Origin of the sequence: Streptomyces caelestis (assembly GCF_001279005.1) — a bacterium.
Taxonomy (GTDB): domain Bacteria; phylum Actinomycetota; class Actinomycetes; order Streptomycetales; family Streptomycetaceae; genus Streptomyces; species Streptomyces heliomycini.
The window spans coordinates 274,766-299,675 of sequence record NZ_LGCN01000210.1 but is presented as its reverse complement, the minus strand read 5'-3'; the positions used below and the strand labels follow the sequence as shown (position 1 = coordinate 299,675).

The window sequence follows — 24,910 nt, the reverse complement described above, 5'->3', positions numbered from 1 at the left end:
GGGGGAAAGTGACCATGGCGCAGCCTGATGTCACCGTGGTCATCGGGGCGTACGAGGCGATGCCGTACCTGACGGAGTGTCTCGCCTCCGTGGAGGCGCAGACCATCGCCCCGGAGCGCGTCGAGGTCATCGCGGTCGACGACGGCTCGACCGACGGCACGGGGGAGTGCCTGGAGGAGTTCGCGGCCCGCGCGCCGATGCCGGTCACCGTGCTGAGGCAGGAGAACTCGGGCGGCCCCAGCGGCCCGCGCAACGTGGGCCTGGCCAAGGCCGCCGGGCGCTACGTCTTCTTCCTGGACGCCGACGACCGGCTGGGCCCCGAGGCCCTCGAGCGGATGGTCGGCATGGCCGACCGGGCCGGCACCGACGTCGTGCTGGGCCGGATCGAAGGCGTCAACCGGGGCGCGCCGAAGTCCATGTGGGGCAGGACGCTGGAGCGCACCGACGTCTACTCCTCCCCCATCAAGTTCACGCTCAGCGCGCAGAAACTGTTCCGCCGCTCGTTACTCGAGCGGCACGGCATGCGGTTCGACGAGTCCCTGTTCACCGGCGAGGACGCGCTGTTCACCATGGAGGCCTATCTGCGGGCCGACGGCGTCTCCGTGATCGCCGACTACACCTGCTACTACCTGGTGGGCCGCGACGACGGCAAGCACGTCACCAGGAGCGGCGGCTACACCCTGCGGTTCGACTCCGCCCGAGCCCTGATGAACCTGATCGCCGGTCTCGTCCCCGAGGGCCCCCGCCGCGACCTGCTCATGGTGCGGCCCTTCACCGTCACCCTGCTGCCCCAGTTCGGCCCCCGGTTCCTCAAGGACACCGACGACGTCCGGCGGCGCAAACTGGAGCTGGCGCGGCCGCTGATGGACGTCCACTGGACCGAGGGCGTCGCCCGGCGGCTGAAGGTCGAGGAGCGGCTGCGGCTGCACCTGGTGGCCGGGCAGCGGCTGGAACCCCTCATGGACGTCCTGCGCTTCGTCCGGGAGAAGGAGCAGCCGCGGGCCCTGCTGGAGCGCCGGGGCCGCCGCGTCTACCTCGCCTACCCGCACTTCCGCGACCGCGCGGCGGGCATCCCCGACTCCGTGTACCTGGCCTCCCCGCGCGAGGCCCGCGCGGTCCCCGGCTACCGCGCGGGCGGCACGGACTCCCTGCCGCGCCGCGCCGCCCGCCGTCTGCTGGCCCCGTTCCGAGCGGTCACGCCGGCCTGAACCCTTCTCGCCCCCGCCGCTCCTCAAACGCCGGAGGGGCTGAATCAGCCCGTCCGGCGTTCGAGGACCAGGCCCGTAGGGCCGAAGGGGGGTCCGGGGGCACAGCCCCCGGGGTCGGGACGGGAAGGGGCGGCGGGGGCGAGGACCCCCTACGGGATGAGCGTGCCGCGGCGCTGGCCGGGAAGCTCCGCGGTGAGGCGACGGGCCGCACGGTCCCTGTGCTCCCGCGCCGCCGTGCACAGAGCCTCCACCGCCGCCGCGAACCGCTGCTGGGCCGTCGGGACGGCCGGACCGAGCAGCCGCCGCTTCAGCTCCGCACGGGCCGTCACGAACTCGTCCTTGTCCGGGTCGCGGACCGCCTCCAGCAGGGCCGGCACCCCGGCCGCGTCCGGCGTCAGCACCGTCGCCGCCGCCACCGTCGGGAACGCCGCGCGGAACGCCTCCTCGGGCAGCCCGCCGGTGTTCGCCACCGCGTACGGCTTCCCGCTCGCCAGGAAGTCGCTGATCACGCTCGACACATCACTGATCAGCAGGTCGGCGACGTTGAAGCAGGCGTACAGGTCGGGCCGGACGTCCGTGACGACCTGGTGCTCCCACTCCGGCAGCGACGCCCAGTACGCCTCCTCCCAGGCCGCCGTCGCCCGTGCCACCGCCTGCGCCCGGCCCGGCTCCGGCGCGGACTGCACCAGCATCCGCTCGACCTGGTCGGCGCCCGCCCGGAAGGCGGCCGTGGTGAGCCGGTCCAGCTCCGCGGCGCGCCGGGCCGGCTCCCCCGACGGCGCGGGGCGCGCCCCGGACCGCTCCCGGTTCGCCGCCCGGATCAGCTCCCGCACGCGCCGGTCGGCGGCGCCCGCCCGCGGGTCCACCGAGCCGGTCAGCGGATGCGGCTTGTACAGCAGCCGCACCCCCGGGTCGGCGAGCAGCGCCCGCACCAGGTTCTCACCGGCCGCGACCACCGAGGTGTTGCCCGGGTTGCCGTCCCAGCCCTCCCAGGTCGGCGCGTACAGCACGGTCACGCAGGCGCCGGCGGGCGGACCCGCGTAGGGGCGCACGGCGTCCAGCTGCGGGCGGCCGATCTCCACCACGTCCTTGTCCTCGACCCCCACCTCGGCCAGCGCGTACCGTTCACGCGCCGCCGGACCGGCCACCCACACCTCGTCGTACGCCTTCGCGTACGGGTTGCAGGACGACAGCTTGTCGCTCTCGCCGTGGTTGACGAAGGCGTGCTTGATCGTGGGGATCCGCAGCACCTGGGAGGTCTTGCCGGAGTTCGACGGGTGGACGAGCACCTGGAGCGTGGACTGCTCCAGACGCATCAGCGTGGACACCTTCGGCAGGCACACGACCGGGATGTCGGTCGCCGCGATCCTCGGCACCATGAACCGCTCCCGCAGCACGATCACCGGCCGTCCGCCGAGCCCGGCCAGCGGCTCCAGCCACATGTTGGCCTGGTAGGCGGAGGACGGACCGCCGGAGAAGTACAGGCCGACCGTCGGCCGGTACTCGGCCAGCCACGCGTCGAACCAGTCGAGCACCTCCCGCTCGCCCGCCGGACGCCGGCCCGGCAGCAGCCGCAGCAGCAGCGCGCACAGGCCCGCGGACGCGAGCAGCAGCGCCAGCGCGACACCGGCCGCCGCACACCGGGCGTCGTCGGTGACCGCCGTCGCCGTCAGCCCGGCCGTGGCGGGCAGGCCGAACACCAGCAGCCGGTGGCCGGGGCGGCGCAGCAGCGCGGCCGGGGCGGGGGACAGGCGCAGCGCCGAGGCGTCGATGTTGCGGGTCAGCACCGGCAGCGTGCGGGTGCGGCGGACCAGCACGGACACCGCCTGGACCGTGCAGTGCAGTGCGTAGAAGGCGAGCAGCCCGGCGACCAGCGGGGCGTACTGCGTCTCCCGGTGCTGCTCGCCGAGCCGCAGCAGGCCCACCACCAGCAGCAGATCGCGCAGTACGTGGCGGACGGTGACGTCCGCGTGCGACTTGGCGAACAGCGCCACCATGTCGGGCTGCCACCGGTACAGCACGCCCTCGACCGCCAGGGACACGGCGGTCGAGACGAGCAGCAGCGGCACGTGGGGGCGCAGCGCGGCGACGGCCTGCGCGGTGAAGGCGGCCGCCAGCACGGCGAGGACGAGCAACGGGGCGGCGGTCCGCCGCCGGGGGGACGAGGGTTCGGGCACTGCGGTCACTCCAGGGTCGACGCAGGACGGGCGCCCGGGTTAACGCGCGCCGGCCTCCGGACGACACGCGGGTGTCCTCGCCGCGGGGAGTGACCGGAGGGCTACGACCCCCCGGAACCCTGGTTCCGGCCCCCCTGCAGTGCCCGGCGCAGGGGAGCGCCCACCACGCGGCGGGCCTTGCGGTACACCGACGTGGGCGCCGGCACGGCCGTGGGCCTGCGCGCCCCGGCCTTCGCCCGGGTCAGCTCCCGCCGCAACCGGGTGTTCTCCTCGGTCAGTTCGCCCACCCGGTTGTTCAGCCAGCCCATGCGGGAGGCGAGGGAGGCGAGGTCGGTGTCGGTCCAGGGGCGCACCCCCGCCGGGAAGTCCAGGGAGCGCAGCTTCTTCTCGAAGGCCGCGCCGCCGTCGCCGTGCGAGAACGTGTTCTCCAGGCCGTTGCGGTCCAGGAACGCCGTGAACCGCTCGAACCGCTCGTGGTGGTTGCCCGTCAGCGCGCTGAGGTCCGTCTCCTCGTACAGCCGCGCCGGGTCGACGTCCTCGGGCAGCTTGTCGATCCGGCGGTGCGGGATCTCGAAGTAGCGGCACAGCTCCAGCGTCCGCGAGTCCGCGCACAGCACGGTCGCGGGCGTGCCGGCCAGCAGCGCGGCGATGTTGCCGTGGATGCGCGAGCCGAAGGAGTAGTCGAAGTCCCGCAGGTCGTCGATCCAGGTGACCGGGTCGACGTAGACGCGGACCTTGCCCTCCCGGTACATCGGGTGGTCCGGGTGCGTCGGCATCGCGGTGACCTTCCCGTTCGGGTCGGACAGGTCCCGCCAGTGCAGCTGCTTGGCGTCGCTGAGGTTCTGGCCTATGAACCGCAGGTTCGGGTAGCGCGCGTGGGTGCGCGAGAGGGTCCGCTCCATGACCGGTTTGCGCACGGCGCTGTGCGAGCCGTTGATCGCTATCCGCGAGTCGGCGGTCAGCTCCTGCGCCCGCTTCTGCACGGGGAGTTCCTTGCCGTACATGAACAGCGACGGGCAGCCGATCACCTCGACGTCGCCGAAGCCCATGTCCTTGAGGTACTTCTCGGTGAACTCGCCCCGCACGCCGATCGAGGCGCTGCGGTCGAGCACCGCGGAGACGAACGCGCGCACGCTCGGTTCCATCGGCTTCAGCCGGTCCGGGTTGTAGCTCAGCCCGGTCTGCGCGCCGACCCCGAGGACGACCACGGGGATCTTCAGCCGGCCGATCAGCCGCGTCAGCCGCTTCAGGCCCGGCTCGAAGGACGGGCGGAAGGCGTTGGCGAGCGGGACGACGAAGGCGTCGTACTCCTCGTTGATCCGCGCCGCCTCGGCCACCTCGGTGCGCATCTCGTTCGAGACCACCTCGGTGCGCGGTGTTTCGAGGATCTTGTGCGCGGCGTCGCTGAAGATCAGGTTGCCGGCGTTGGTGGCGATGACGTCGCGGTGGAGGGCCTCCTCCACGGACATGACCGCGTAGGGGCTCTTGCCGGATCTGAGGAGGATGCGCTTCGTGGGGGGAACGTTGTGTGACACGGAGTTCAAACTACGTTTGCGGAATCTTTGTTTTCTATAGGTGACCGGCACAACCTTCCTCTTGTGAGCGAGCCGTGATCGTACGGTTACCCGCACCGGCCCGTTCCGGGGGCTGGAATGACCGAGCGCCGTCCGATCCGCTTCGCGTAGATTGCCTGGTGGGCGATCGATCGACGTGAGGGACGGGCGGCAGGGTGGCAGGGGCAAGGCAGGCCGTGGGCGAGGCGCGCAGGATCGTCGTGAAGGTCGGCTCCTCGTCGCTGACCACCGCGGCGGGCGGTCTGGACGCGGATCGAGTGGACGCGCTCGTCGACGTGCTGGCGAAGGTGCGCAGAGGAGGGGAACGGGAGATCGTCCTCGTCTCGTCCGGCGCCATCGCCGCCGGTCTCGCCCCGCTGGGCCTGCGCCGCCGCCCCAGGGACCTGGCCCGGCAGCAGGCCGCCGCCAGCGTCGGCCAGGGACTGCTGGTCGCCCGCTACACCGCCTCCTTCGCGCGCTACGGCGTCCGGGTCGGCCAGGTGCTGCTGACCAGCGACGACATGAGCCGCCGCGCCCACCACCGCAACGCCTCCCGCACCCTGGACGAACTGCTGGCGATGGGCGCGTTCCCGATCGTCAACGAGAACGACACCGTCGCCACCGACGAGATCCGCTTCGGCGACAACGACCGGCTCGCCGCCCTCGTGGCCCACCTGGTCCACGCCGACCTGCTGGTCCTGCTCTCCGACGTGGACGGCGTCTACGACGGCGACCCGGCCCGCCCCGGCACCTCGCGGATCGCCGAGGTCAGGGGTCCCGCGGACCTCGCCCACGTCGAGATCGGCAGCGCCGGCCGGGCGGGCGTCGGCACCGGCGGCATGGTCACCAAGGTCGAGGCCGCCTCGATCGCCGCCGCCGCCGGCATCCAGGTGGTGCTGACCAGTGCGGTGCACGCCGCCGACGCCCTCACCGGCGGCGACACCGGCACCTACTTCCACCCCACCGGCCGCCGCTCCGCCGACCGGCTGCTGTGGCTCCAGCACGCCTCCACCCCGCAGGGCGCGATCACCCTGGACGACGGCGCGGTCCGCGCGGTCGTCCAGGGCCGCAAGTCGCTGCTGCCCGCCGGGATCGCCGGCGTCGAGGGCGAGTTCAGCGCGGGCGACCCGGTGGAGCTGCGGGACGGGGAGGGGCGGGCGGTGGCCCGGGGGCTGGTCAACTTCGACGCCAAGGAGATCCCCCTCCTGATCGGCCGCTCGACCCGTGAACTCGCCCGGGATCTCGGACCGGAGTACGAACGCGAGGTCGTACACAGGGACGATCTGGTGGTCCTGCATCCGTAATGTGCCGGAACGTCCGCCCTCGGTGGTGGACGTTCCGCGAAAGTGCCCCGCGATCCCCGGCGGCCTGCTCCACTTTGTTACGAGGACACATCCGCCCGACCACCGGGTGGGTCCGCGCGTGAAGGAGGCCGTCGTGAGACGAGTGCGCCCGGTGACGACACCGTCTCGCGGTGCCGGCTCCCGTGCGGCCGGCGACGAGCGCGCCCTGAGCAGCGTCGCCGCCGGTGACCGGTTCCAGGACGGCGGCGGACCCCGGGACCTGCCCCGCCTGTGGCACGTCACCCTCAGCGTCTCCGGCGCGCCGGCCCCCGTCACGGAGGTCCGGCGGGCGCTGGAACAGCTCGCCCACGACCACCCGTTCCTGCTGACCAGCCGCTACGCCGACGACCACGCGGAGATCCGCTACTGGGAGGAGGCCCGCGACCTGCACGACGCGGCCGCCGTGGCGCTGCGCCTGTGGGGCGAACACCGCCGGACCGCCGGCCTGCCGCCCTGGGAGATCGTCGGTCTGGAGGTCATCGACCGGGCCACCTACCACCAGCGCGTCGCGGCGGGGTACGGGCCGGTGCCGGCGACACCCGTCGGAGTCCACCCGTTCTGAACCCGTGTCTCGGGGTTCGGGACGACCGCCGACCGGACCCGCCGCCCGCACTACCCTTTTTCCATGACCACGCTCTCCCCGTACGACTCGATGTCCCCGGTCAACCAGGCCGCCTACCGGGCCAAGGGCGCCGCCGCCACCCTCGCGCCGCTGCCGCGGGCCGCCAAGGACGACGCGCTGCTCGCCATCGCGGACGCGCTGGAGGTCCGTACGAGTGAAATCGTCGAGGCCAACGCCCAGGACGTGGCCAGGGCCCGGGAGGCCGGCACCGGCGAGGGCATGATCGACCGGCTCACCCTCACCCCCGAGCGGGTGCGCGCGATCGCCGCCGACGTGCGGGACGTGGCCGCGCTGCCCGACCCGGTCGGCGAGGTCGTCCGCGGCTCCACGCTGCCCAACGGCATCGACCTGCGCCAGGTCCGGGTGCCGCTCGGCGTCGTCGGGATCATCTACGAGGGCCGTCCGAACGTGACGGTCGACGCCGCCGCCCTCTGCCTGAAGTCCGGCAACGCGGTCCTGCTGCGCGGCTCGTCCTCCGCCTACCGGTCGAACACCGCCCTGGTGGGCGTCCTGCGCGACGCCGTGCACGGCGCCGGGCTGCCCGCCGACGCCGTCCAGCTGGTGCCCGGAGAGAGCCGGGACAGCGTGCGCGAGCTGATGCGCGCCCGCGGTCTGGTCGACGTGCTCATCCCGCGCGGCGGCGCCTCGCTGATCAACACGGTCGTCCAGGAGTCCGTCGTCCCGGTCATCGAGACCGGCACCGGCAACTGCCACGTGTACGTCGACGCGCAGGCCGACCTCGACATGGCGGTGGAGATCCTGGTCAACTCCAAGGCCCAGCGGGTCGGCGTCTGCAACGCCGCCGAGACCCTCCTGGTGCACCAGGACATCGCCGCCGAGTTCCTGCCGCGCGCCCTGGACGCCCTCGCCGACGCCGGGGTGACCGTGCACGCCGACGAACGCGTGATGGCGTACGCCAAGGACTCCCGCGCCACCGTCGTGGAGGCCACCACGGAGGACTGGGAGACCGAGTACCTCTCCCACGACATCGCCGCCGCCGTCGTCGACTCCCTCGACCGGGCCGTCGAGCACATCCGGCTGTGGACCTCCGGCCACACCGAGGCCATCGTCACCACCTCGCAGCAGGCCGCCCGCCGCTTCACCCAGCTGGTGGACTCCACCACGGTCGCGGTGAACGCCTCCACCCGGTTCACCGACGGCGGCCAGTTCGGCTTCGGCGCGGAGATCGGCATCTCCACGCAGAAGCTGCACGCCCGGGGGCCGATGGGCCTGCCCGAGCTGACCAGCACGAAGTACATCGTCACCGGCGACGGCCACGTACGGCGCTGACCCGCGCACGCGGGAAGGGCGGTGGCGGGACCGCCTCCCCGGACGGATGAATTTCCATACCGTCTGCCCAAAATGACCCCCCAGGTCTACTCTGGATGCGTGCCGGAGGACGTGGGGGGCACGCCGTTCCCTGACGGCTGGGAGCCCGACGACGACCACGACCGCGGGGTGTCGGACGAAGAGTTCGCCTCCGTGGTCTTCGACGAGGCCTTCGTACGGGCGGCCGAAGTGCACGAGCCGACCGCCGTCGAACGCCTCCTGGCCGCCGCACAGGCCAGAGCCGAGGCCTCCGAGGCCGAGGCCCACCGGGCCGGTGCGCGCGGCGACCGGTACGACGAGGGGTACGGCGGCTACCGGGGCGATTCCGGCTACGACGACCCGGACGGCGCCGAGGACCTCCTGGAGGGCGTCCGCGGCTCCCCGGGCCCGTACGGCAGGCAGGTGCGCTGGCACCGTCCCGTCGCCTGGATGCTCGCCCTGGTGATGGGCATCGGCATGGTCGCGCTCGCCTTCTCGGCCGTCTACCGGGGAGCGTCCTCCCACCGCCAGGACCCGGCCCCGCCGCCCACCACCACCGGTGTGGAGCGGGGTGGCGCGGCGACGCCCTCCGCGTCGGCCGACCACTCCCGGCCGACCGTCCCGGTGATCCCGCGCGGCAGCCCCTGAGAGAGGCCGCCGGCCTGGTGAGAACCTGTCAGAACTTGACCCGGGCGGGGCGTTTACCGGAACCTCCCCGGACCTACCCTTGAAGATATGGGAGGGCCTTCGGACCCACCCGAGGGGACGCCCGAGGGAGCCCCCGGAGGTGGAGAGGACGAGTACAGGTCCGTCGTCTTCGACGAGTCCTTCGTCCGCGCTGCCCGGCTCCAGGAGTACTCCGCCGAGCAGCGCATCACCGACCACGCGCCCGCCGTGCGCCGCCGTCCGCCGCGGGGCCGCGGCGGCCTGCCCCGGCAGGCGCTGATCCTGGTCCTGCTGATCGCCGTGGCCTTCGGCACCGCCGTCTACATGGGCGTGCGCCACCCCTACCGGAGCCCCGTCGCCGACGAGCCCGCCGAGCCGCTGCGGACGACCGTCATCCCGCTCGCCCCGCGGGGCGAGGTCCCCGGCACCGCCGACGTCGACCAGCTGTACGCGCGCAGTCCGGCGGCGCAGTTCCGGCCCGGCGCCGAGGGGGTGCCGCTCCCGGCGTCCCGGCGCACCGCGCACTTCTCCGACGGCCAGGTGGTGGCCGCGCTGTTCACCGCCAAGGACTACCTCGTACGGTCCGCCCTCGATCCGGGCGTGCTCACCGGCGGCGAGACCCGGCCCGTGCGGGTGCTGCTCGACCCCGGTCAGCTGGACCAGTTCGACCGGAGCTTCGACCGGCCCACCGCCGACGGACGGCACGCGCCCACCGGATGGCTGGTCCGCTTCGACCCCGCCCGCGTGCGGCTGGCGGACCGCGGGATCCGGGTCCAGGGCACCATGCGGGCCACCGAGACCGACTCCGCCACCCTCGAGGTCACCACGGACCACACGTTCGTCTACGCGCTGCGCCCGGCCGGCGCAGGCCGGGACGCCGCGGCGTCGCTGTTCACCGTCCGGCGCGAGCTGCGCTTCCGCTTCGACCGCGACGACCTGCGCCTGCACCGGACGGAACTCGTCGTCGCCCGCGTCCAGGCCGGTCCGCTGTCCTGCGCCGAGGACTCCACCGTCCGGCTGCGCCCGCTGCTGGCGGGCCACAGGGCCGAGGGGACCGCCCCCGCCGGCACCGATCCGTACGCCACGGGCAGCACCCCGGCCCTGTGCGGCTCCCTCGCCCCGGGCGCCCAGCCGAAGCTGTGAGCCGGGCGGCGCCGCGCCCTTCCGGCGGGCGGCGCCGTGCTCGTCACGCACCGCCCGCGCCCGCGTGCTCCCCGCAGCCCTCCCGGGAAGTCCCGGGGCACGGGCGGGGAACGCAGGCTCCCGGCCGACCGCCGACCGCCGACCGCCGACCGCCGACCGCCGACCCGCGGCCCCCTGCGCCCTACGCGCCGTCGCGTGGCGGCTCGTCGCCCTCCGTGCCCGACGCCGCACCCGGCTCCCCCGGTCCCGGCTTCGGCGGCTTCGGCCCCGGGGACGTGAAACCGCCGAAGCCGCGGCGGACCCGGCCGCCCAGGTCCCCGGCGCCGCCCGCGATGTCGCTGACCAGCTTCATCAGCGGGTCCTTGGAGTTGCGCACCTCGTCCGCGTAGCTGCTCGCCGAATCCCGCCAGGAGTCCCGCACCGAGGCGTCCTTGTCCTCCTCACGGCGCGGGTAGTGGCCGTCCATGATCCGCTGGAAGTCGCGGGAGGCCGCCCACTTCTTCAGCTCGGCCGCCCGCACGGTGGTGAACGGGTGCGAGCGGGGCAGCACGTTGAGGATCTTCAGCACGGAGTCGCGCAGATCGCCCCCCGCCTCGTACTCCTCGGCCTGCTCCAGGAACGCGTCCACGTTCATCTCGTGCAGGTGGTTGCCGCCCGCGATCTTCATCAGGCCGCGCATCGAGGCCTGTACGTCCTGGCCGACCAGCAGACCCGCGCGGTCCGCGGACAGCTCCGACTTGCGGAACCACTCGCGCAGCGCCGTCACGATCGCCATGATCGCGACGTTGCCGAGCGGGATCCACGCGACGCGGACCGCCAGCGACGTCAGGAACAGCAGGATCGTCCGGTACACCGAGTGCCCGGACAGCGCGTGCCCGACCTCGTGTCCGACGACCGCCCGCATCTCCTCCTCGTCGAGCAGCTCCACCAGCCCCGTCGTCACCACGATGATCGGCTCGTCCATGCCGATGCACATCGCGTTCGGATTCGGGTCCTGCTTGACGTACATCGGCGGGACCTTCTCCAGGTCCAGGATGTAGCAGGCGTCCCGCAGCATGTCGTTGAGGTGCGTGAACTGCCGGTCCGAGACCCGCACCGAGTCGGACAGGAACAGCAGCCGCAGACTGCGCTCGGGCAGCAGACCGCTCAGCGCCCTGAACACCGTGTCGAAACCGGTCAGCTTGCGCAGCGCCACCAGCGCGGAACGGTCCGCCGGATGCTCGTACGCCCGCGTGGAGATCCCGGGGAAGCGCCTGCGCTGCCTGCTCGGCACGCTCTCGTGCCCGTTGTGCTGATGGCCGTCGGACATGTATCCCCCATGTGCGTCTGGGTGACCCTTCGCGGCCCCTCGTGCGATCCTTCGCTCCCTCGCGGCGAGGCCCGGCCCAGGCGGAGTCGCCGTGGACGGGCGGTGACGGACGACGGGACGGCCGAGGAGGCGCGGGGAATCCTGCTCCGGGTGCTCCTGATCGTGAGGGCGGTGGGCTGTGCGCCCGCCGCGTGGTTCCTGTTGCGTGGCTACAGCCGGAAGGACGATCGGGCGGCGGGGAAGGTTCCTTCCCCCCGCCCCCGCGCCCGCAACGGCGGAGTCGGCGTGATCGGCGCGGAGGCGCCCGCTTACGATGAGCCGACGTCTTTATCCCGCCCACACGCGATAGGTCCTGCCGAAGATGAGCATCCCCAGCACCGCTGCCCAGTTCGCCACCCTTGCCGCCGAGGGCGGAGAGCACGGAGGCAACCACGAGAGCCTCAGCCCCTACCTCACCGGCGGCGGCGCGCTGTTCGTCCTGCTGCTCCTGCTGTGGATCACCACCCGCTTCAACCGCGACCGCTGAACCTCCCGCCGGCCGCCCTCGCGGACGGGGTTCTCGGGCCGGGCCGGTAGGGTCTGCACGCATGGGAGAGCAGGACATGCCTACCGGCCCCGGCAGCGGCCCGGCGCGGCAGGGCAGACGCCGTCTCGGCGTGATGGGCGGCACCTTCGACCCGATCCACCACGGGCACCTGGTGGCGGCCAGCGAGGTCGCCGCGCAGTTCCACCTCGACGAGGTGGTCTTCGTCCCCACCGGACAGCCGTGGCAGAAGAGCGACCGCGCGGTCTCCGCCGCCGAGGACCGCTACCTGATGACGGTCATCGCCACGGCCGAGAACCCGCAGTTCTCGGTGAGCCGCATCGACATCGACCGCGGCGGCCCCACCTACACCACGGACACCCTGCGCGACCTGCGCGCGCTCAACCCGGACAGCGACCTGTTCTTCATCACCGGCGCCGACGCCCTCGCCCAGATCCTCACCTGGCGCGACAGCGAGGAGCTGTTCTCCCTGGCGCACTTCATCGGCGTGACCCGGCCCGGCCACCACCTGACCGACGCGGGCCTGCCCGAGGGCGGTGTCTCGCTCGTCGAGGTTCCCGCCCTCGCCATCTCCTCGACGGACTGCCGTGCGAGAGTCGCCAAGGGGGCGCCCGTCTGGTATCTGGTGCCGGACGGAGTCGTGCGCTACATCGACAAGCGCGAGCTGTACCGCGGCGAGTGAGCCGAGAGGGGCACCGGTGAACGACCGATACGACGCGGGGTACGGGGCCGACGGGGGCGCCCCGTACGAGCTCGTCGGCTACGACGAGTACGGCCGGCCTGTCTACCGCCAGGCCGCGGACCAGCAAACCCAGCAAACCCAGCAGGCCCAGCAGGCCCAGCAGTACGACGGGTACCAGCAGCAGGGCTACGGCTACGACCCGTACCGGACGGGCGGACCCGAGCAGCCCTCGTACGACCCCTACGGGACCGGGGCCGGGGCCCCGCAGCAGCCGCAGGCCCCGTCCTACGACTCCTACGCCCCCTACGGCACCCAGCAGGGCGGCCCGTACGACTCCTACGGGCAGACCTCGCACACCGGGCAGACCGCGCACACCGGGCAGCAGCCCCGCGTCACCGAGCAGACCGCGCACATCCCGCAGCAGCCCGGCCCGGCCGACGACGAGCAGGGCCCCGACGGGTCCGCGCCGGAGTACCGCACCGAGCAGTTCGCCTTCGTCGAGGAGCCCGACGGCGACTCCGAGGACGTCATCGACTGGATGAAGTTCACCGAGAACCGCACCGAGCGCCGGGAGGAGGCCAAGCGCCGCGCCCGCAGCCGGATCATCGCCCTCGTCGTGGTGTTCGCCCTGGTCGCGGCCGGTGGCGTCGGCTACCTCTGGTACGCCGGGAAGCTGCCCGGCCTGTCCGACTCCGGCTCCGGCACGGGCACCACGACGGCCGCGGGCGCGCAGAAGCGGGACGTCATCGTCGTCCACCTGCACGACACCACCGGCGGCGGCACCGCCACCGCCCTGCTCGTCGACAACACCACCACCGAGCAGGGCACCACCGTCCTGCTGCCCAACTCCCTCGCCCTGACGGCCGACGACGGCGCCACCACCACGCTCGCCAAGTCGGTCGAGGACGACGGCTCCGAGGGCACCAGGACCGCCCTCGACACCGTCCTCGGCACCGACATCGAGGGCACCTGGCGGCTGGACACCCCGTTCCTGCTCACCCTCGTCGACCTCGTGGGGAACATCGAGGTCGACACCGACACCGACGTGCCCGACCCGGACGCCGAGAAGAAGGGCGAGGCGCCCCTGGTCAAGAAGGGGAAGGGACAGACCCTCAGCGGCAAGATGGCCGTCGCCTACGCCACCCACCGCGGCTCCGGCGAGGCCCAGGACGCCCAGCTGGAGCGGTTCGGGCAGGTCCTGCACGGCGTCCTGCGCAAGATGACCTCCGACCCGGACGCCGCCACGGTCACCATCCAGACCCTCGGGCAGATCATCGAGCCGCCGCTCACCGACAAGGACCTCGGCTCCTTCCTCGCCCGGCTCTCCGACCTCGCCAAGGGCGGCGCCCACAAGACCGCCGTGCTGCCCGTGCAGGACGACGGCACGCTCACCGCGGAGGCGAGCGACAGCGTGGTCAAGGACGTCCTCGGCGGCACCGCCAAGAGCCCCGACCCGGACGCCGCCGTCAGCGTCTCCGTGCGCAACGCCACCGGGGTGGACGACCGCACCGAGAAGGCCCGCGTGGTGCTCCTCAACGGCGGCTTCACCTTCCGGGACGCGGGCGTCGCGGGCGCCGCCGAGTCCGCCTCGAAGGTCGTCTACGCGGACGCCGCCGACAAGGGGAACGCCACCGAGGTCGCCAAGACCCTGGGACTGTCCGCCGACTCCGTCACCAAGGGCGAGGTCTCCGCGAACGCCCGCGTCTCGGTCGTGCTCGGCCAGGACTACGACCCCGGCTCGTAGCGCACGCGGGGCGCACCCCTCGTCATCGCGTGGGGTGCGCCCGGCGGTCCGTGAGACCCTTGAGGGCAAGTGTCCACCGACCGAAAGCCTTGTAGTGACCGCAACCGACCGTTCCCTCGAGCTCGTCACCACCGCCGCCCAGGCGGCCGCCGACAAGCTCGCGCACGACATCGTCGCCTACGACGTCAGTGACGTGCTGTCCATCACCGATGCCTTTCTGCTGGCCTCCGCGCCCAACGACCGCCAGGTCAAGTCGATCGTCGACGAGATCGAGGAGCGGCTCAGCAAGGAGCTCGGCGCCAAGCCGGTCCGCCGCGAGGGCGACCGCGAGGCCCGCTGGGTGCTGCTCGACTACGTCGACATCGTCGTCCACGTCCAGCACAGCGAGGAGCGCGTCTTCTACGCCCTGGAGCGGCTGTGGAAGGACTGCCCCGAGCTGGAGCTGCCCGAGGACGCCAAGGCCACCCGTGGCAAGGCCGCCGAGCACGCGAAGCTCCAGGAGGCCGAGGAGGCCGCGCAGCCGGGCGGTGAGTGGTGAGCGCCACCGGTGAGGTGAGCGGGTCCGCGCGCCGGGGCCGCCGCATCATCCTGTGGCGGCACGGCCAGACGTCCTGGAACGTGGAGCGCCGCTTCCAGGGCTCCACGGACGTGGACCTCACCGAGACCGGCGTCGCCCAGGCCCGCCGGTCCGCCCGTCTGCTCGCGGGGCTGAAGCCCGACGCGATCGTCGCCTCCGACCTGAAGCGGGCCGTGGCCACCGCCGCCGAGCTCGCCGGGCTCACCGGCCTGGACGTCACCCACGACGAGGCCCTGCGGGAGACCTACGCGGGCGTCTGGCAGGGCCTGACGCACGACGAGATCATCGCCAGGTACGGCGACGAGTACACCGCGTGGAAGCGCGGCGAGCCGGTCCGCCGGGGCGGTGGCGAACTGGAGACCGAGGTCGCCGACCGCGCCGCCCCCGTGGTGCTGCGGCACGTCGAGAAGCTCCCGGAGGACGGCACGCTCGTCGTGGTCAGCCACGGCGGCACCATCCGCACCACCATCGGCCGGCTGCTCGGACTCGCCCCGCACAACTGGGAGAGCCTGGGCGGTCTCACCAACTGCTGCTGGTCCGTCCTCGGCGAGGGCGCCCGGGGCTGGCGGCTGCTCGAGCACAACGCCGGCACCCTGCCGGAGCCGGTGCTCGGCGACGACGACTGAGAGCGCTCCGATCCGGCCCCGGGGCGCCCCCGGGACCCGGATTTCACTTTCCGGCAGGTCGCAGGCTAAAGTTCTTCTTGTTCGCCCCGCCGAGCGGGACGGAACACCAGGAGGTCACCTCGTGTGGCAACCAGGGGCTATAGCTCAGTTGGTAGAGCGCCTGCATGGCATGCAGGAGGTCAGGAGTTCAATTCTCCTTAGCTCCACATGACGAAGATCCCGCCTCCCCCAGGGAGGCGGGATCTTTCGTTGCCCGCCGGTGAGCAGCACGGTCCCGGCGCGCGTATACCCCCGCGAGGCGTCGAGCCGTGTCCCGACCGGTACCACGACGTCGCTGACCATGTCGGCCCGGCCGTGGCAGAATCAAACGGCCGGAAGGGAGCGCGGCCCGACGGGAGGGAGTTGTGATGCCTGCGAGCATCCTCGAGGAGGTCGACCACCTCCTCGGAGCGGTGTCGACGCGACGGACCTCGACCCGCCTCGGCCGCTCTTCCCGCGGTTTTGCGCACGTCGCCCAGGTGCTCGGTGACAACGGCGGGATCTCCTACGTGTGCACGGCCCGCGGCCACAGCTGGAGCTGACCGATGGGTGCACACAGGCGGAAGTGCGACTGGTGCGGCAGCGGGACGCCGATCGTCCGGGACATGGAGCCGCTCAACCCCGACTACCAGTACTGGTGCGAGGAATGCGCGCGGGCGCTGATCATAAAAGGCGACCCCATCGAGACGTACCGCGAACTCGAGGGGGAGCCGATCTACGGCCGGCTGCTGGAGGAGCACTGCACGCTCAAGCGCTTCTATTCGTTCGTGACCGCGTAGCCCTCCGCGCGGGGCATTTCGGGACACAGGCGAGCGAAGCGAAACCGATTTGGTGTTGGGCCGGGTCGACCGTGTAAAGTTGGCGTCGCCGCCGGGGAAACCGGGCGGAGCGGGACAAGGGGCTATAGCTCAGTTGGTAGAGCGCCTGCATGGCATGCAGGAGGTCAGGAGTTCAATTCTCCTTAGCTCCACAGAAGAAGAGGGCGGACCATCCGAACGGATGGTCCGCCCTCTTCGTTCGTCCCGGACTCCGGTGGTCCCGGACCGCCGCAGCGGTCCGGGACCCGTGTCAGCGGCCCAGGGCGCGCCGGCCGCGCCCCTGCGAGAGCACCGGCAGATTGCGGGACGGCGCCTTGGCCTGGGGCGCCTCGTCCTCGATGCGCAGGGCCAGCGCCGGGCAGCGGCGCACCGCCCGCAGCGCCTTCGCCTCCGCGAAACGCGGCACCTGGGCCTGAGCCACCGTCGGGAAGCCGTCCGCGCCGAGCTGGAAGACCTCCGGGAGGATGTCCGCGCACAGGCCGTGGCCCCGGCACAGCGTCCAGTCGACGTAGATCTTCTGGCGGCTGGGCCCGTTCTCCTCCCCGCCGCCGCCCGGGATGCCCGTGGGGGCCCTGCCCCCCTCGAAGAGCGGCAGGACGCCCGCCACGGGCCGTCCGCAGCCGTTGCCGAGGACGTGCGCGGCGAGGTCGTCGGTGAACGCCTTGACGGTCGACTCCAGGAACATCGCGGAGCCGTCCGGGTGCGAACACGCCCCGCGCCGCTTCACGTTCCTGGCGACCTGCTTGACCGCCTCCAGGGCGGCGGGACCGCCGCCGCCCAGGATGTCCTCGAGGCCGCGCGCGGCGGCCGGCAGCCCCAGGTAGCAGGGGCCGCACTGGCCCGCGCTCTCCTCCGCCAGCCACTGCGCCACCCGCAGCGACTCGCCCAGCGGGCAGGTGTCCTGACTGATCGGCAGGATCGCGCCCGCGCCCAGCGAACCGCCCACCGCGTCCAGGGAGTTGCGGGAGACGATCGCCTCGTTGACGGTCGCCGCGTCGATCCACTTGCCGTGGTAGCCGCCCGTCAGCACCCCCTGAGGCACCGGCGGGGCGCCGGCGAGCTGCAGGACGTAGCGCAGCGGCACACCCGTCGGCACCTCGATCACCATGGGGCGGGTCACCGCCCCGGACACCGTGAGCATCACGGTGCCCGGCTCGTCGTACAGGCCGGTGTTGCCGTAGCGCTCCGGGCCGATGCGGGCCGCGATGGCGAGCTGGGCGAAGGTCTCGGCGTTGGACAGCAGCGTGGGCGCGCCGCCGACGCCGTTCTTCGAGGCGCTGACCTTGCGGCCCGGCGGGACGGCCGGGCCGCCGTCGATGGAGCGGATCAGGGAGGCCGCCGCGCCCGTGACCATGCGGACCGGGTTGCGCTGCACGCGGGCGCGCAGCGCGGAACGGCGTCCGTTGTTCAGGCCGCGCTCGGCGAGCGCGGCCTCCATGGAGCGCTGGGTGGACTCCCGGGTGACCCCCACCACGAGCGTGCGGGCACCCATGGCCTCGGCGCACAGCAGCGCGCCGTCCAGGATGAGGTGCGGGGCACGGTTGATCAGCACCGTGTCCTTGCGGCAGGCCGGCTCGTCCTCGCTGCCGTTGACGACGACGACCGGCCGGACGCCGCGCTTGATCGCCGATTCGGCGACCGAGCGCAGCTTCTTGTGGAAGGGGAACCCCGCGCCGCCGCGGCCCCTGAGGTTGATGCGTTCGGCGAGCTGCGCGAGCTGCTCACCGCCCAGGGGCTCGAGCGGCCCGTGCACCTTGAGGTGCATGGGCAGATCGAGCCGGTCGACAAGGTCGAAGCCCGACGTGAGCTGGGGAAGGCCGACCACGCGGACTTCGGGTACGTCGGGCAGGGCCTCGTTCACTTATAGCCTCCGGACGGCGTGTTCCAAGGTTCGCCCGAGCCCGGTGCGTCGAAGTCGTAGGACGACGGGGGCGACGCACCGGGGAGTGGTTCATTGGCGGGACCGCTGTTGTACGTGTCACTCGGGTTGTACGTGGCGTAGAGGCCGTTCGTCTCACCGGTGTCGCGCACATCACGTGAACCGAAGCCGGAGGCGGCCGAATTGTCATAGGCCGGGATGTTGTATCCGGTGTCCTGGAGCGGGTCGTACGACGAGGGCGGGGCCTCGCCGACCGGCGGCGGGGACGGGATCGGCCAGTTGCCCGAGGTGCTGGAGGGGCCGTCCACGCGCGGGATGGCCTCCGTGGGCCGCATGTCCGGCGGCAGCTCCATGCGGGCGGTCGCGTCGGTGAGGGACTGGTGCCCGGTGGCCGGCCGGCCGGGCGTCGACACCGCGCGGTAGGCGGCCGCGAAGCCGTTCGCCGGTTCCGGGGCGGGGGCGCGCTCGGCGGTCTCGTACCGCGGGCGCTCGCCGCGCCGGTCGCCGTCCCCGCGCGGGCGGCCGGCGCCCCGCGCGGAGCCGCGCCCGTCGCCGTATCCCGGCAGGGGGGACCCGGCCGCCCGGGACCTGCTTTCCTCCCCCTGCTCCCCGCGGCCCCGCTGCTGGTCGGCGAGGCCGAGCAGCGTGGTGACCCGGTCGGCGATCCTGCGCTTCACACGGGCCGGGGAGGCGCGCACGACGAGGGCCGCCATGACGCCGACCAGGGACAGCCCGTAGAGGATCAGGAAGATCGGCTTCGCCGATCGACCCGCGTAGAGGCCGTGCACCAGCGCGGCGCACCAGGCCGGATAGGCCAGCATGTGCATCGCCCGCCAGCGGGCCGCGACCGGCGCCGGGGAGGCGAAGCGGTTGCGCAGCACGCCGGTGATGCCCACGAAGATCATCAGCAGGCCGGCGAGGGTGCCGAGCCCGATGAGGAAGGACCTGCCGGCGACGGCCTCGTCGTCCGTGAGGGCCAGCCCGAAGGGGATGATCGCGGCGATCCACGTGGTGTGGTCCAGGGCCAGCTTGATGCCTATGTGCACCAGCAGGAAGGCGATCGAGGCGACCGCGGTGGTCCGGTGCACCGCCTGCGCCAGGATCCGCTGGCGGGGACCCAGCAGGATCCGGTCCTGGGCGACGAGCCCCCAGATCACCGAGCAGCTGAGGCAGACGAGTGACAGGACGCCCACGCCGAAGTTGAGGAACTCGGCGAACCAGTCGTCCGCCGTGCTGTCGTCCGGCCTCACGACCCGCCTCCCGACGTCACGACGCGGAGCGGGTACGACGGAGCCGCAGCCGACCGGCCCCGAGCGGGGGGTGGGCTGCTGTCTGGGCGAGGGTTCATGGGGGCAACTCCGAAGGTTCGGTAAAGCGGTCCCGCTGCCGAACTCTAAGGCCCGTCATACCGATGAGTACGAGGTTTGAGTTATTGCGCTGTTATCAAAAGACAATGAGGCCGTCGCGATGCCCCTTAGGGGTCGTTACGCGAAGTAATACGTGACCCCGGGTCACCGTGCCGCGGAAGCACGTCGCGACCGGATCGGCGGCTGCGGTACCCTGGCGCCATGCGTGCCGTACGCCTTCTGCTTAGCGAGCCGCGCTGATCAGTCCCGACCGCCGGTGACCGGCCGGTCGGAATCGGCGCGGCGTCCCCTCCTGTGCGAGGGGATTTTTCATTTCCAGGAAGTCGCAGCAGCAGGCAGAGACGATCGATGGAGCATTGAGGATCATGAGCGAGACGAACCCCGCTGCCACCGCAGCCGCGGAGGCAGCGCCGCACCGCTACACGGCCGCCCTGGCGGCCGAGATCGAGGCACGCTGGCAGGACTTCTGGGACGCCGAGGGCACCTACGCCGCGCCGAACCCGAGCGGCGACCTGTCGGGCGATCCGGAGACCGCCGCCAGGCCCAAGAAGTTCATCATGGACATGTTCCCGTACCCCTCCGGTGCGGGACTGCACGTCGGACACCCGCTGGGCTACATCGCCACCGACGTCTTCGCCCGCTTCCAGCGCATGACCGGACACAACGTCCTGCACACCCTGGGCTTCGACGCCTTCGGCCTGCCCGCCGAGCAGTACGCCGTGCAGACCGGCACGCACCCGCGCGTGTCGACCGAGGCCAACATGGAGAACATGAAGTCCCAGCTGCGCCGGCTGGGCCTGGGTCACGACAAGCGCCGGTCGTTCGCCACGATCGACCCGGAGTACTACAAGTGGACCCAGTGGATCTTCCTGCAGATCTTCAACTCCTGGTACGACGAGGAGGCGGAGCGGGCCCGCCCGATCGCCGAGCTGGTCGAGCTGTTCGAGTCCGGTGAGCGCGGCGTCCCCGGCGGCCGCTCCTGGAACGAGCTGACCGAGGCGGAGCGCGCCGACGTCCTGGGCGAGTACCGCCTGGCCTACGCCTCCGACGCGCCGGTCAACTGGTGCCCCGGTCTGGGCACCGTGCTGGCCAACGAGGAGGTCACCGCCGAGGGCCGCTCCGAGCGCGGCAACTTCCCCGTCTTCAAGGCCAGGCTGCGCCAGTGGAACATGCGGATCACGGCTTATGCCGACCGCCTCCTTGACGACCTGGACGGCCTGGACTGGCCCGAGGCCATCAAGCTGCAGCAGCGCAACTGGATCGGCCGCTCCGAGGGCGCCCGCGTCGACTTCCCCATCGACGGCGAGAACATCACCGTCTTCACCACCCGCCCCGACACCCTGTTCGGCGCCACCTACATGGTGCTGGCGCCCGAGCACCCGCTGGTGGAGAAGTTCACCCCGGACGCCTGGCCCGAGGGCACCCACGAGGTGTGGACCGGCGGGCACGCCACGCCCACCGAGGCCGTCGCCGCCTACCGCGCGCAGGCCGCCGCCAAGTCCGACGTCGAGCGGCAGGCCGAGGCCAAGGACAAGACCGGCGTCTTCATCGGCGCGTACGCCACCAACCCGGTCAACGGCGAGCAGGTCCCCGTCTTCATCGCCGACTACGTCCTGATGGGCTACGGCACCGGCGCGATCATGGCCGTCCCGGCGGGCGACCAGCGCGACTTCGAGTTCGCGCGCGCCTTCGAGCTGCCGGTCCACTGCATCGTCGAGCCGACCGACGGCCGCGGCACGGACACCTCCACCTGGGAGAACGCCTTCGCCTCGTACGACGCGAAGATCATCAACTCGTCGAACGACGAGATCTCCCTGGACGGCCTGTCCGTCGTCGAGGCCAAGGCCCGCGTCACCGAGTGGCTGGAGCGCGAGGGCCGCGGCGCGGGCACCGTCAACTTCCGCCTGCGCGACTGGCTGTTCAGCCGGCAGCGCTACTGGGGCGAGCCCTTCCCGATCGTCTACGACGAGGACGGCGTCGCCCACGCCCTGCCCGAGTCGATGCTGCCGCTGGAGCTGCCCGAGGTCGAGGACTACAGCCCGCGCACCTTCGACCCGGACGACGCCGACACCCAGCCCGAGACGCCGCTGTCGCGCAACGAGGACTGGGTGAACGTCACCCTGGACCTGGGCGACGGCCGCGGTCCGCGCCGGTACCGCCGCGAGACCAACACCATGCCCAACTGGGCCGGTTCCTGCTGGTACGAGCTGCGCTACCTGGACCCGCACAACAGCGACAAGCTGGTCGACCCGGCCATCGAGCAGTACTGGATGGGCCCGCGCGAGGGCATGCCGCACGGCGGCGTCGACCTGTACGTCGGCGGCGCCGAACACGCCGTGCTGCACCTGCTGTACGCGCGCTTCTGGTCCAAGGTGCTGTACGACCTGGGGCACGTGTCGTCGTCGGAGCCGTTCCACAAGCTGTTCAACCAGGGCATGATCCAGGCCTACGTCTACCGCGACAGCCGGGGCATCGCCGTACCGGCCGCCGAGGTGGAGGAGCGCGACGGCGGCTACTGGTACCAGGGCGAGAAGGTCTCCCGGCTGCTGGGCAAGATGGGCAAGTCCCTGAAGAACGCGGTCACCCCGGACGAGATCTGCGCCGAGTACGGGGCCGACACGCTGCGCCTGTACGAGATGGCGATGGGCCCGCTGGACGTGTCCCGGCCGTGGGACACCCGCGCGGTGGTCGGTCAGTTCCGGCTGCTGCAGCGGCTGTGGCGCAACATCGTCGACGAGGCGAGCGGCGAGGTGACCGTCGTCGACGACGGCGACGTCGACGAGGACACCCTGCGCGCCCTGCACAAGGCGATCGACGGCGTGCGCGGCGACCTGGAGGGGATGCGCTTCAACACCGCCATCGCCAAGGTCACCGAGCTGAACAACCACCTGACCAAGCGGGGAGGGGCGCTGCCGCGCTCCGTCGCGGAGCCCCTGGTGCTGCTGGTCGCGCCGCTGGCCCCGCACATCGCCGAGGAGCTGTGGCGCAAGCTGGGGCACGCGGACTCCGTGGTGCACCAGGACTTCCCGGTGGCCGACCCGGCGTACGTGGTGGACGAGACCGTCACCTGCGTCGTGCAGATCAAGGGCAAGGTCAAGGCGCGACTGGAGGTGTCCCCGGGCATCTCCGAGGACGAGCTGGAGAAGGTCGCGCTGGCCGACGAGCGGGTCGTCGCGGCGCTGGACGGGGCCGGGATCCGCAAGGTGATCGTCCGGGCGCCGAAGCTGGTGAACATCGTCCCGGCGTGAGGTGGGCGTTCCGTGGCCCGTCCGGTGCGATCCGCCGGACGGGCCTCGGGGTTCGGCCTTCAGAGCGCCGGTGGTCCGGGTGGTCCCCTACGGGCAGGTTCGGGGTTTTTCGGGAACTCCGGACCTGCCCGTTGCGTTTACCGTTGAAGAGCGGCGCGACGTGCGCCGGGACAGGCCGGAGGGGCCCGGAGGAGGAGCTTCGTGGAAGCGGTGTTCGCAGTGGTCGCCCTGCTCTTCGTGCTCTTCGTGGCGCTCGGCGCCTACGCCACGGTGAAGGTCGTCGGCGCCGCCAAGCGCAGCGCGGACCGCCACATCACCCAGGCCCGCCGCACGGTCGAGGACCACACCCTGAGGGCCAAGGCCTTCGCGCAGACCGGCCCGGCCGGCGAGATCGCCCAGCTCCGGCTGGGACTGCGCACCTCCATGCGGGCCACCCAGGAAGCCCTGGAGGCCGCCGTCGCCGAGGACCAGTCCCTCAAGGAGTCCCTCGGCCTCTTCCAGCGGCTCAGCGCGCACGGCCACGAACTGGACGGCGAACTCAGGCGCCTGGAGTCCGAACCGGACCGCGCCACCCTCGCCGCCCGGCTGCCCGACCTGCGCGAGCGCACCGAGCGCATCACGGGGGCCGCGGACTCCCTGCGCTGGGCGGCCCGCGACCGCGCCCGCCGTTTCGCCTCCGACGACCTGGACTCGCTGAGCGAGCAGATCGACGTGGAGGCCGGGGCCCTGCGCCACTGGACCACCACGGAGCAGCACCCGGCGCCCCCGCCCTGGCCCGAGGCCACCGACGCCCCGGCGGCCGGGCGGACCCGGCCGGACACCCCGGAGCCCGCCCCGGCGAAGGAACCGGAACAGCGGCCCGCCATCACCCCGCCGGCACCGCGTCCCGCCTACCCCTGGCAGAAGAAGCCCCGCCCCGAAAGCACCACCTGAGCACCCCCTGAGCACCACCTGATCCGGCCACCGTCGTACCCCGCCCGCGAGGCCGGACTGCCGCACGGGCACCACGGCAGGTAACCTCCAGCTCATGTCCCGCCATGTCGCGATCGTCACCGATTCAACGGCCTACCTGCCGACCCGGACGATGGAGCGGCACCACATCACGGCGGTACCCCTGACCGTGGTCCTCGGCGACCGCGCGCTCGAAGAGGGCACCGAGATCTCCACCCGTTCCCTCGCCCAGGCTTTGCAGAAGCGGCGCCCGGTCACGACCTCGCGGCCCGGCCCCGAGGTGTTCGCCGAGACCTACCGCAGGGTCGCCGGGGCCGGCGCGACCGGCATCGTCTCCCTCCACCTCTCCGCCGAGCTCTCCGGCACCTACGACGCGGCGGTCGTCGCGGCCCGCGAGGCGCCCGTGCCGGTGCGGGTGGTGGACACCGGCATGATCGCGATGGCGCTCGGGTTCTGCGCGCTGGCGGCGGCGGAGACCGCGGAGGCGGGCGGCACGGTGGACGAGGCGGTCACGGCCGCGGAGAAGCGGGCGGCGGACACGTCCGCCTACTTCTACGTCGACACGCTCGACTATCTGCGCCGGGGCGGTCGGATCGGCGCCGCGCAGGCCCTGCTGGGCTCGGCCCTCGCGGTCAAGCCGCTGCTGCAGCTGACGGACGGCCGTATCGAACCACTGGAGAAGGTGCGTACGGCGTCGAAGGCGATCGCCCGTCTGGAGGAGATCGCGGCCGAACGGGCGGGCGGGGCGGAGGTCGACGTCGCCGTCCACCATCTCGCCGCGCAGGAGCGCGCGTCGGCCCTCGCGGACCGGCTGCGGACCCGGCTGCCGGGACTGGCCGACCTGCACGTCAGCGAGGTGGGAGCGGTGATCGGGGCGCACACGGGGCCCGGGCTGCTGGGGGTCGTGGTCTCGGCCCGGTGAAGTCGGCGCACTCGTACGGGTGACGGAGTTGTCCACAACCAGATGGTGATCCACCGGATTCGAGCAAGATCATCCTGGATGGGATGATGTGCCGGATCCTCCTGGCATGGCACTTCGATCACGCTCACGCACAGCGACGGCAACCAGCGGCCCGGGCCGCCCACCCGCCTCCGACGGCCGTGCC

Annotated in this window: 21 protein-coding genes and 2 tRNA genes; 18 read left to right on the top strand and 5 right to left on the bottom strand. The window is 72.4% G+C overall.

From position 1 onward, the window contains the following. Positions 1-8 precede the first annotated feature (8 nt). Positions 9-1,208 (top strand): glycosyltransferase family 2 protein, encoded by a 1,200-nt coding sequence (locus ADK41_RS24635; protein ID WP_030818386.1) that lies wholly within the window; start codon positions 9-11, stop codon positions 1,206-1,208. Between the two features lie 149 nt (positions 1,209-1,357). Here the strand turns inward: ADK41_RS24635 and ADK41_RS24630 are convergent, their stop codons facing one another. Both ADK41_RS24630 and ADK41_RS24625 read right to left on the bottom strand, forming a co-directional pair. Continuing rightward, positions 1,358-3,385, bottom strand: coding sequence for a membrane protein (locus ADK41_RS24630; RefSeq protein WP_037803098.1), 2,028 nt, complete (start codon positions 3,383-3,385; stop codon positions 1,358-1,360). Between the two features lie 101 nt (positions 3,386-3,486). Further along, entirely contained in the window at positions 3,487-4,920 is a 1,434-nt protein-coding gene (locus tag ADK41_RS24625) for a polysaccharide pyruvyl transferase family protein (RefSeq protein ID WP_037803096.1), read from the bottom strand. 194 nt (positions 4,921-5,114) lie between these two features. Here ADK41_RS24625 and proB point away from each other — a divergent pair, with 194 nt between their 5' ends. The 5 genes from proB to ADK41_RS24600 all read left to right on the top strand — a co-directional run bounded on the left by proB (position 5,115) and on the right by ADK41_RS24600 (position 10,020). Next, positions 5,115-6,242, top strand: coding sequence for a glutamate 5-kinase (gene proB / locus ADK41_RS24620; RefSeq protein ID WP_078661728.1), 1,128 nt, complete (start codon positions 5,115-5,117; stop codon positions 6,240-6,242). Positions 6,243-6,375: 133 nt separating this feature from the next. Then, the gene (locus tag ADK41_RS24615) at positions 6,376-6,843 is read left to right on the top strand and encodes a hypothetical protein (RefSeq protein WP_078661738.1); all 468 of its coding nucleotides are present in this window, start codon (positions 6,376-6,378) and stop codon (positions 6,841-6,843) included. Between the two features lie 63 nt (positions 6,844-6,906). After that, positions 6,907-8,193, top strand: a complete 1,287-nt coding sequence (locus tag ADK41_RS24610) for a glutamate-5-semialdehyde dehydrogenase (RefSeq protein ID WP_030818372.1) — start codon at positions 6,907-6,909, stop codon at positions 8,191-8,193. A gap of 72 nt (positions 8,194-8,265) precedes the next feature. Continuing rightward, positions 8,266-8,859, top strand: coding sequence for a hypothetical protein (locus ADK41_RS24605; RefSeq protein ID WP_030818370.1), 594 nt, complete (start codon positions 8,266-8,268; stop codon positions 8,857-8,859). An 87-nt stretch (positions 8,860-8,946) separates the two neighbouring features. Next, positions 8,947-10,020, top strand: coding sequence for a hypothetical protein (locus tag ADK41_RS24600; protein WP_030818368.1), 1,074 nt, complete (start codon positions 8,947-8,949; stop codon positions 10,018-10,020). A 181-nt stretch (positions 10,021-10,201) separates the two neighbouring features. Here ADK41_RS24600 and ADK41_RS24595 read toward each other — a convergent pair whose 3' ends face one another. Further along, entirely contained in the window at positions 10,202-11,329 is a 1,128-nt protein-coding gene (locus ADK41_RS24595) for a M48 family metallopeptidase (RefSeq protein ID WP_030818366.1), read from the bottom strand. A 361-nt stretch (positions 11,330-11,690) separates the two neighbouring features. On the opposite strand from ADK41_RS24595, the gene ADK41_RS41050 reads away from it, so the two are divergent. The 9 genes from ADK41_RS41050 to ADK41_RS24560 all read left to right on the top strand — a co-directional run bounded on the left by ADK41_RS41050 (position 11,691) and on the right by ADK41_RS24560 (position 16,511). Continuing rightward, positions 11,691-11,855, top strand: a complete 165-nt coding sequence (locus ADK41_RS41050) for a hypothetical protein (protein ID WP_030818365.1) — start codon at positions 11,691-11,693, stop codon at positions 11,853-11,855. Positions 11,856-11,916: 61 nt separating this feature from the next. Continuing rightward, complete coding sequence (nadD, locus tag ADK41_RS24590; RefSeq protein ID WP_030818363.1) at positions 11,917-12,555, top strand: nicotinate-nucleotide adenylyltransferase; 639 nt, start codon at positions 11,917-11,919, stop codon at positions 12,553-12,555. Positions 12,556-12,571: 16 nt separating this feature from the next. After that, a complete protein-coding gene (locus ADK41_RS24585; protein ID WP_030818360.1) occupies positions 12,572-14,299 on the top strand; it encodes a LytR C-terminal domain-containing protein in 1,728 nt (575 codons plus the stop codon). A 94-nt stretch (positions 14,300-14,393) separates the two neighbouring features. Continuing rightward, positions 14,394-14,837, top strand: a complete 444-nt coding sequence (rsfS, locus tag ADK41_RS24580; RefSeq protein ID WP_030818358.1) for a ribosome silencing factor — start codon at positions 14,394-14,396, stop codon at positions 14,835-14,837. Beyond that, entirely contained in the window at positions 14,834-15,502 is a 669-nt protein-coding gene (locus ADK41_RS24575) for a histidine phosphatase family protein (RefSeq protein WP_030818350.1), read from the top strand. The genes rsfS and ADK41_RS24575 overlap by 4 nt, the downstream gene beginning before the upstream one ends. Before the next feature lie 133 nt (positions 15,503-15,635). Further along, positions 15,636-15,708 (top strand) — tRNA-Ala (locus tag ADK41_RS24570). Positions 15,709-15,909: 201 nt separating this feature from the next. Further along, positions 15,910-16,083 (top strand): hypothetical protein, encoded by a 174-nt coding sequence (locus ADK41_RS41045; RefSeq protein ID WP_106979341.1) that lies wholly within the window; start codon positions 15,910-15,912, stop codon positions 16,081-16,083. A 3-nt stretch (positions 16,084-16,086) separates the two neighbouring features. Then, a complete protein-coding gene (locus ADK41_RS24565; protein ID WP_019523121.1) occupies positions 16,087-16,320 on the top strand; it encodes a hypothetical protein in 234 nt (77 codons plus the stop codon). A 118-nt stretch (positions 16,321-16,438) separates the two neighbouring features. Then, positions 16,439-16,511 (top strand) — tRNA-Ala (locus ADK41_RS24560). Between the two features lie 98 nt (positions 16,512-16,609). Here ADK41_RS24560 and ADK41_RS24555 read toward each other — a convergent pair. Next, positions 16,610-18,220: an NADH-quinone oxidoreductase subunit NuoF family protein gene (locus ADK41_RS24555; protein ID WP_030818348.1), complete on the bottom strand. Its 1,611-nt coding sequence runs from the start codon at positions 18,218-18,220 to the stop codon at positions 16,610-16,612. Next, positions 18,217-19,488 carry a ferric reductase-like transmembrane domain-containing protein gene (locus ADK41_RS24550; protein ID WP_030818346.1) on the bottom strand — a complete coding sequence of 424 codons (1,272 nt, stop codon included), beginning with the start codon at positions 19,486-19,488 and terminating at the stop codon, positions 18,217-18,219. Before ADK41_RS24550 ends, ADK41_RS24555 begins: the two co-directional genes overlap by 4 nt. A 482-nt stretch (positions 19,489-19,970) precedes the next feature. Here ADK41_RS24550 and leuS point away from each other — a divergent pair, with 482 nt between their 5' ends. The 3 genes from leuS to ADK41_RS24535 all read left to right on the top strand — a co-directional run bounded on the left by leuS (position 19,971) and on the right by ADK41_RS24535 (position 24,726). Further along, positions 19,971-22,853, top strand: coding sequence for a leucine--tRNA ligase (gene leuS / locus ADK41_RS24545; RefSeq protein WP_030818344.1), 2,883 nt, complete (start codon positions 19,971-19,973; stop codon positions 22,851-22,853). Positions 22,854-23,054: 201 nt separating this feature from the next. Continuing rightward, positions 23,055-23,786 (top strand): hypothetical protein, encoded by a 732-nt coding sequence (locus ADK41_RS24540; RefSeq protein WP_030818342.1) that lies wholly within the window; start codon positions 23,055-23,057, stop codon positions 23,784-23,786. A gap of 94 nt (positions 23,787-23,880) precedes the next feature. Next, a complete protein-coding gene (locus ADK41_RS24535; protein WP_030818339.1) occupies positions 23,881-24,726 on the top strand; it encodes a DegV family protein in 846 nt (281 codons plus the stop codon). Positions 24,727-24,910 lie beyond the last annotated feature (184 nt).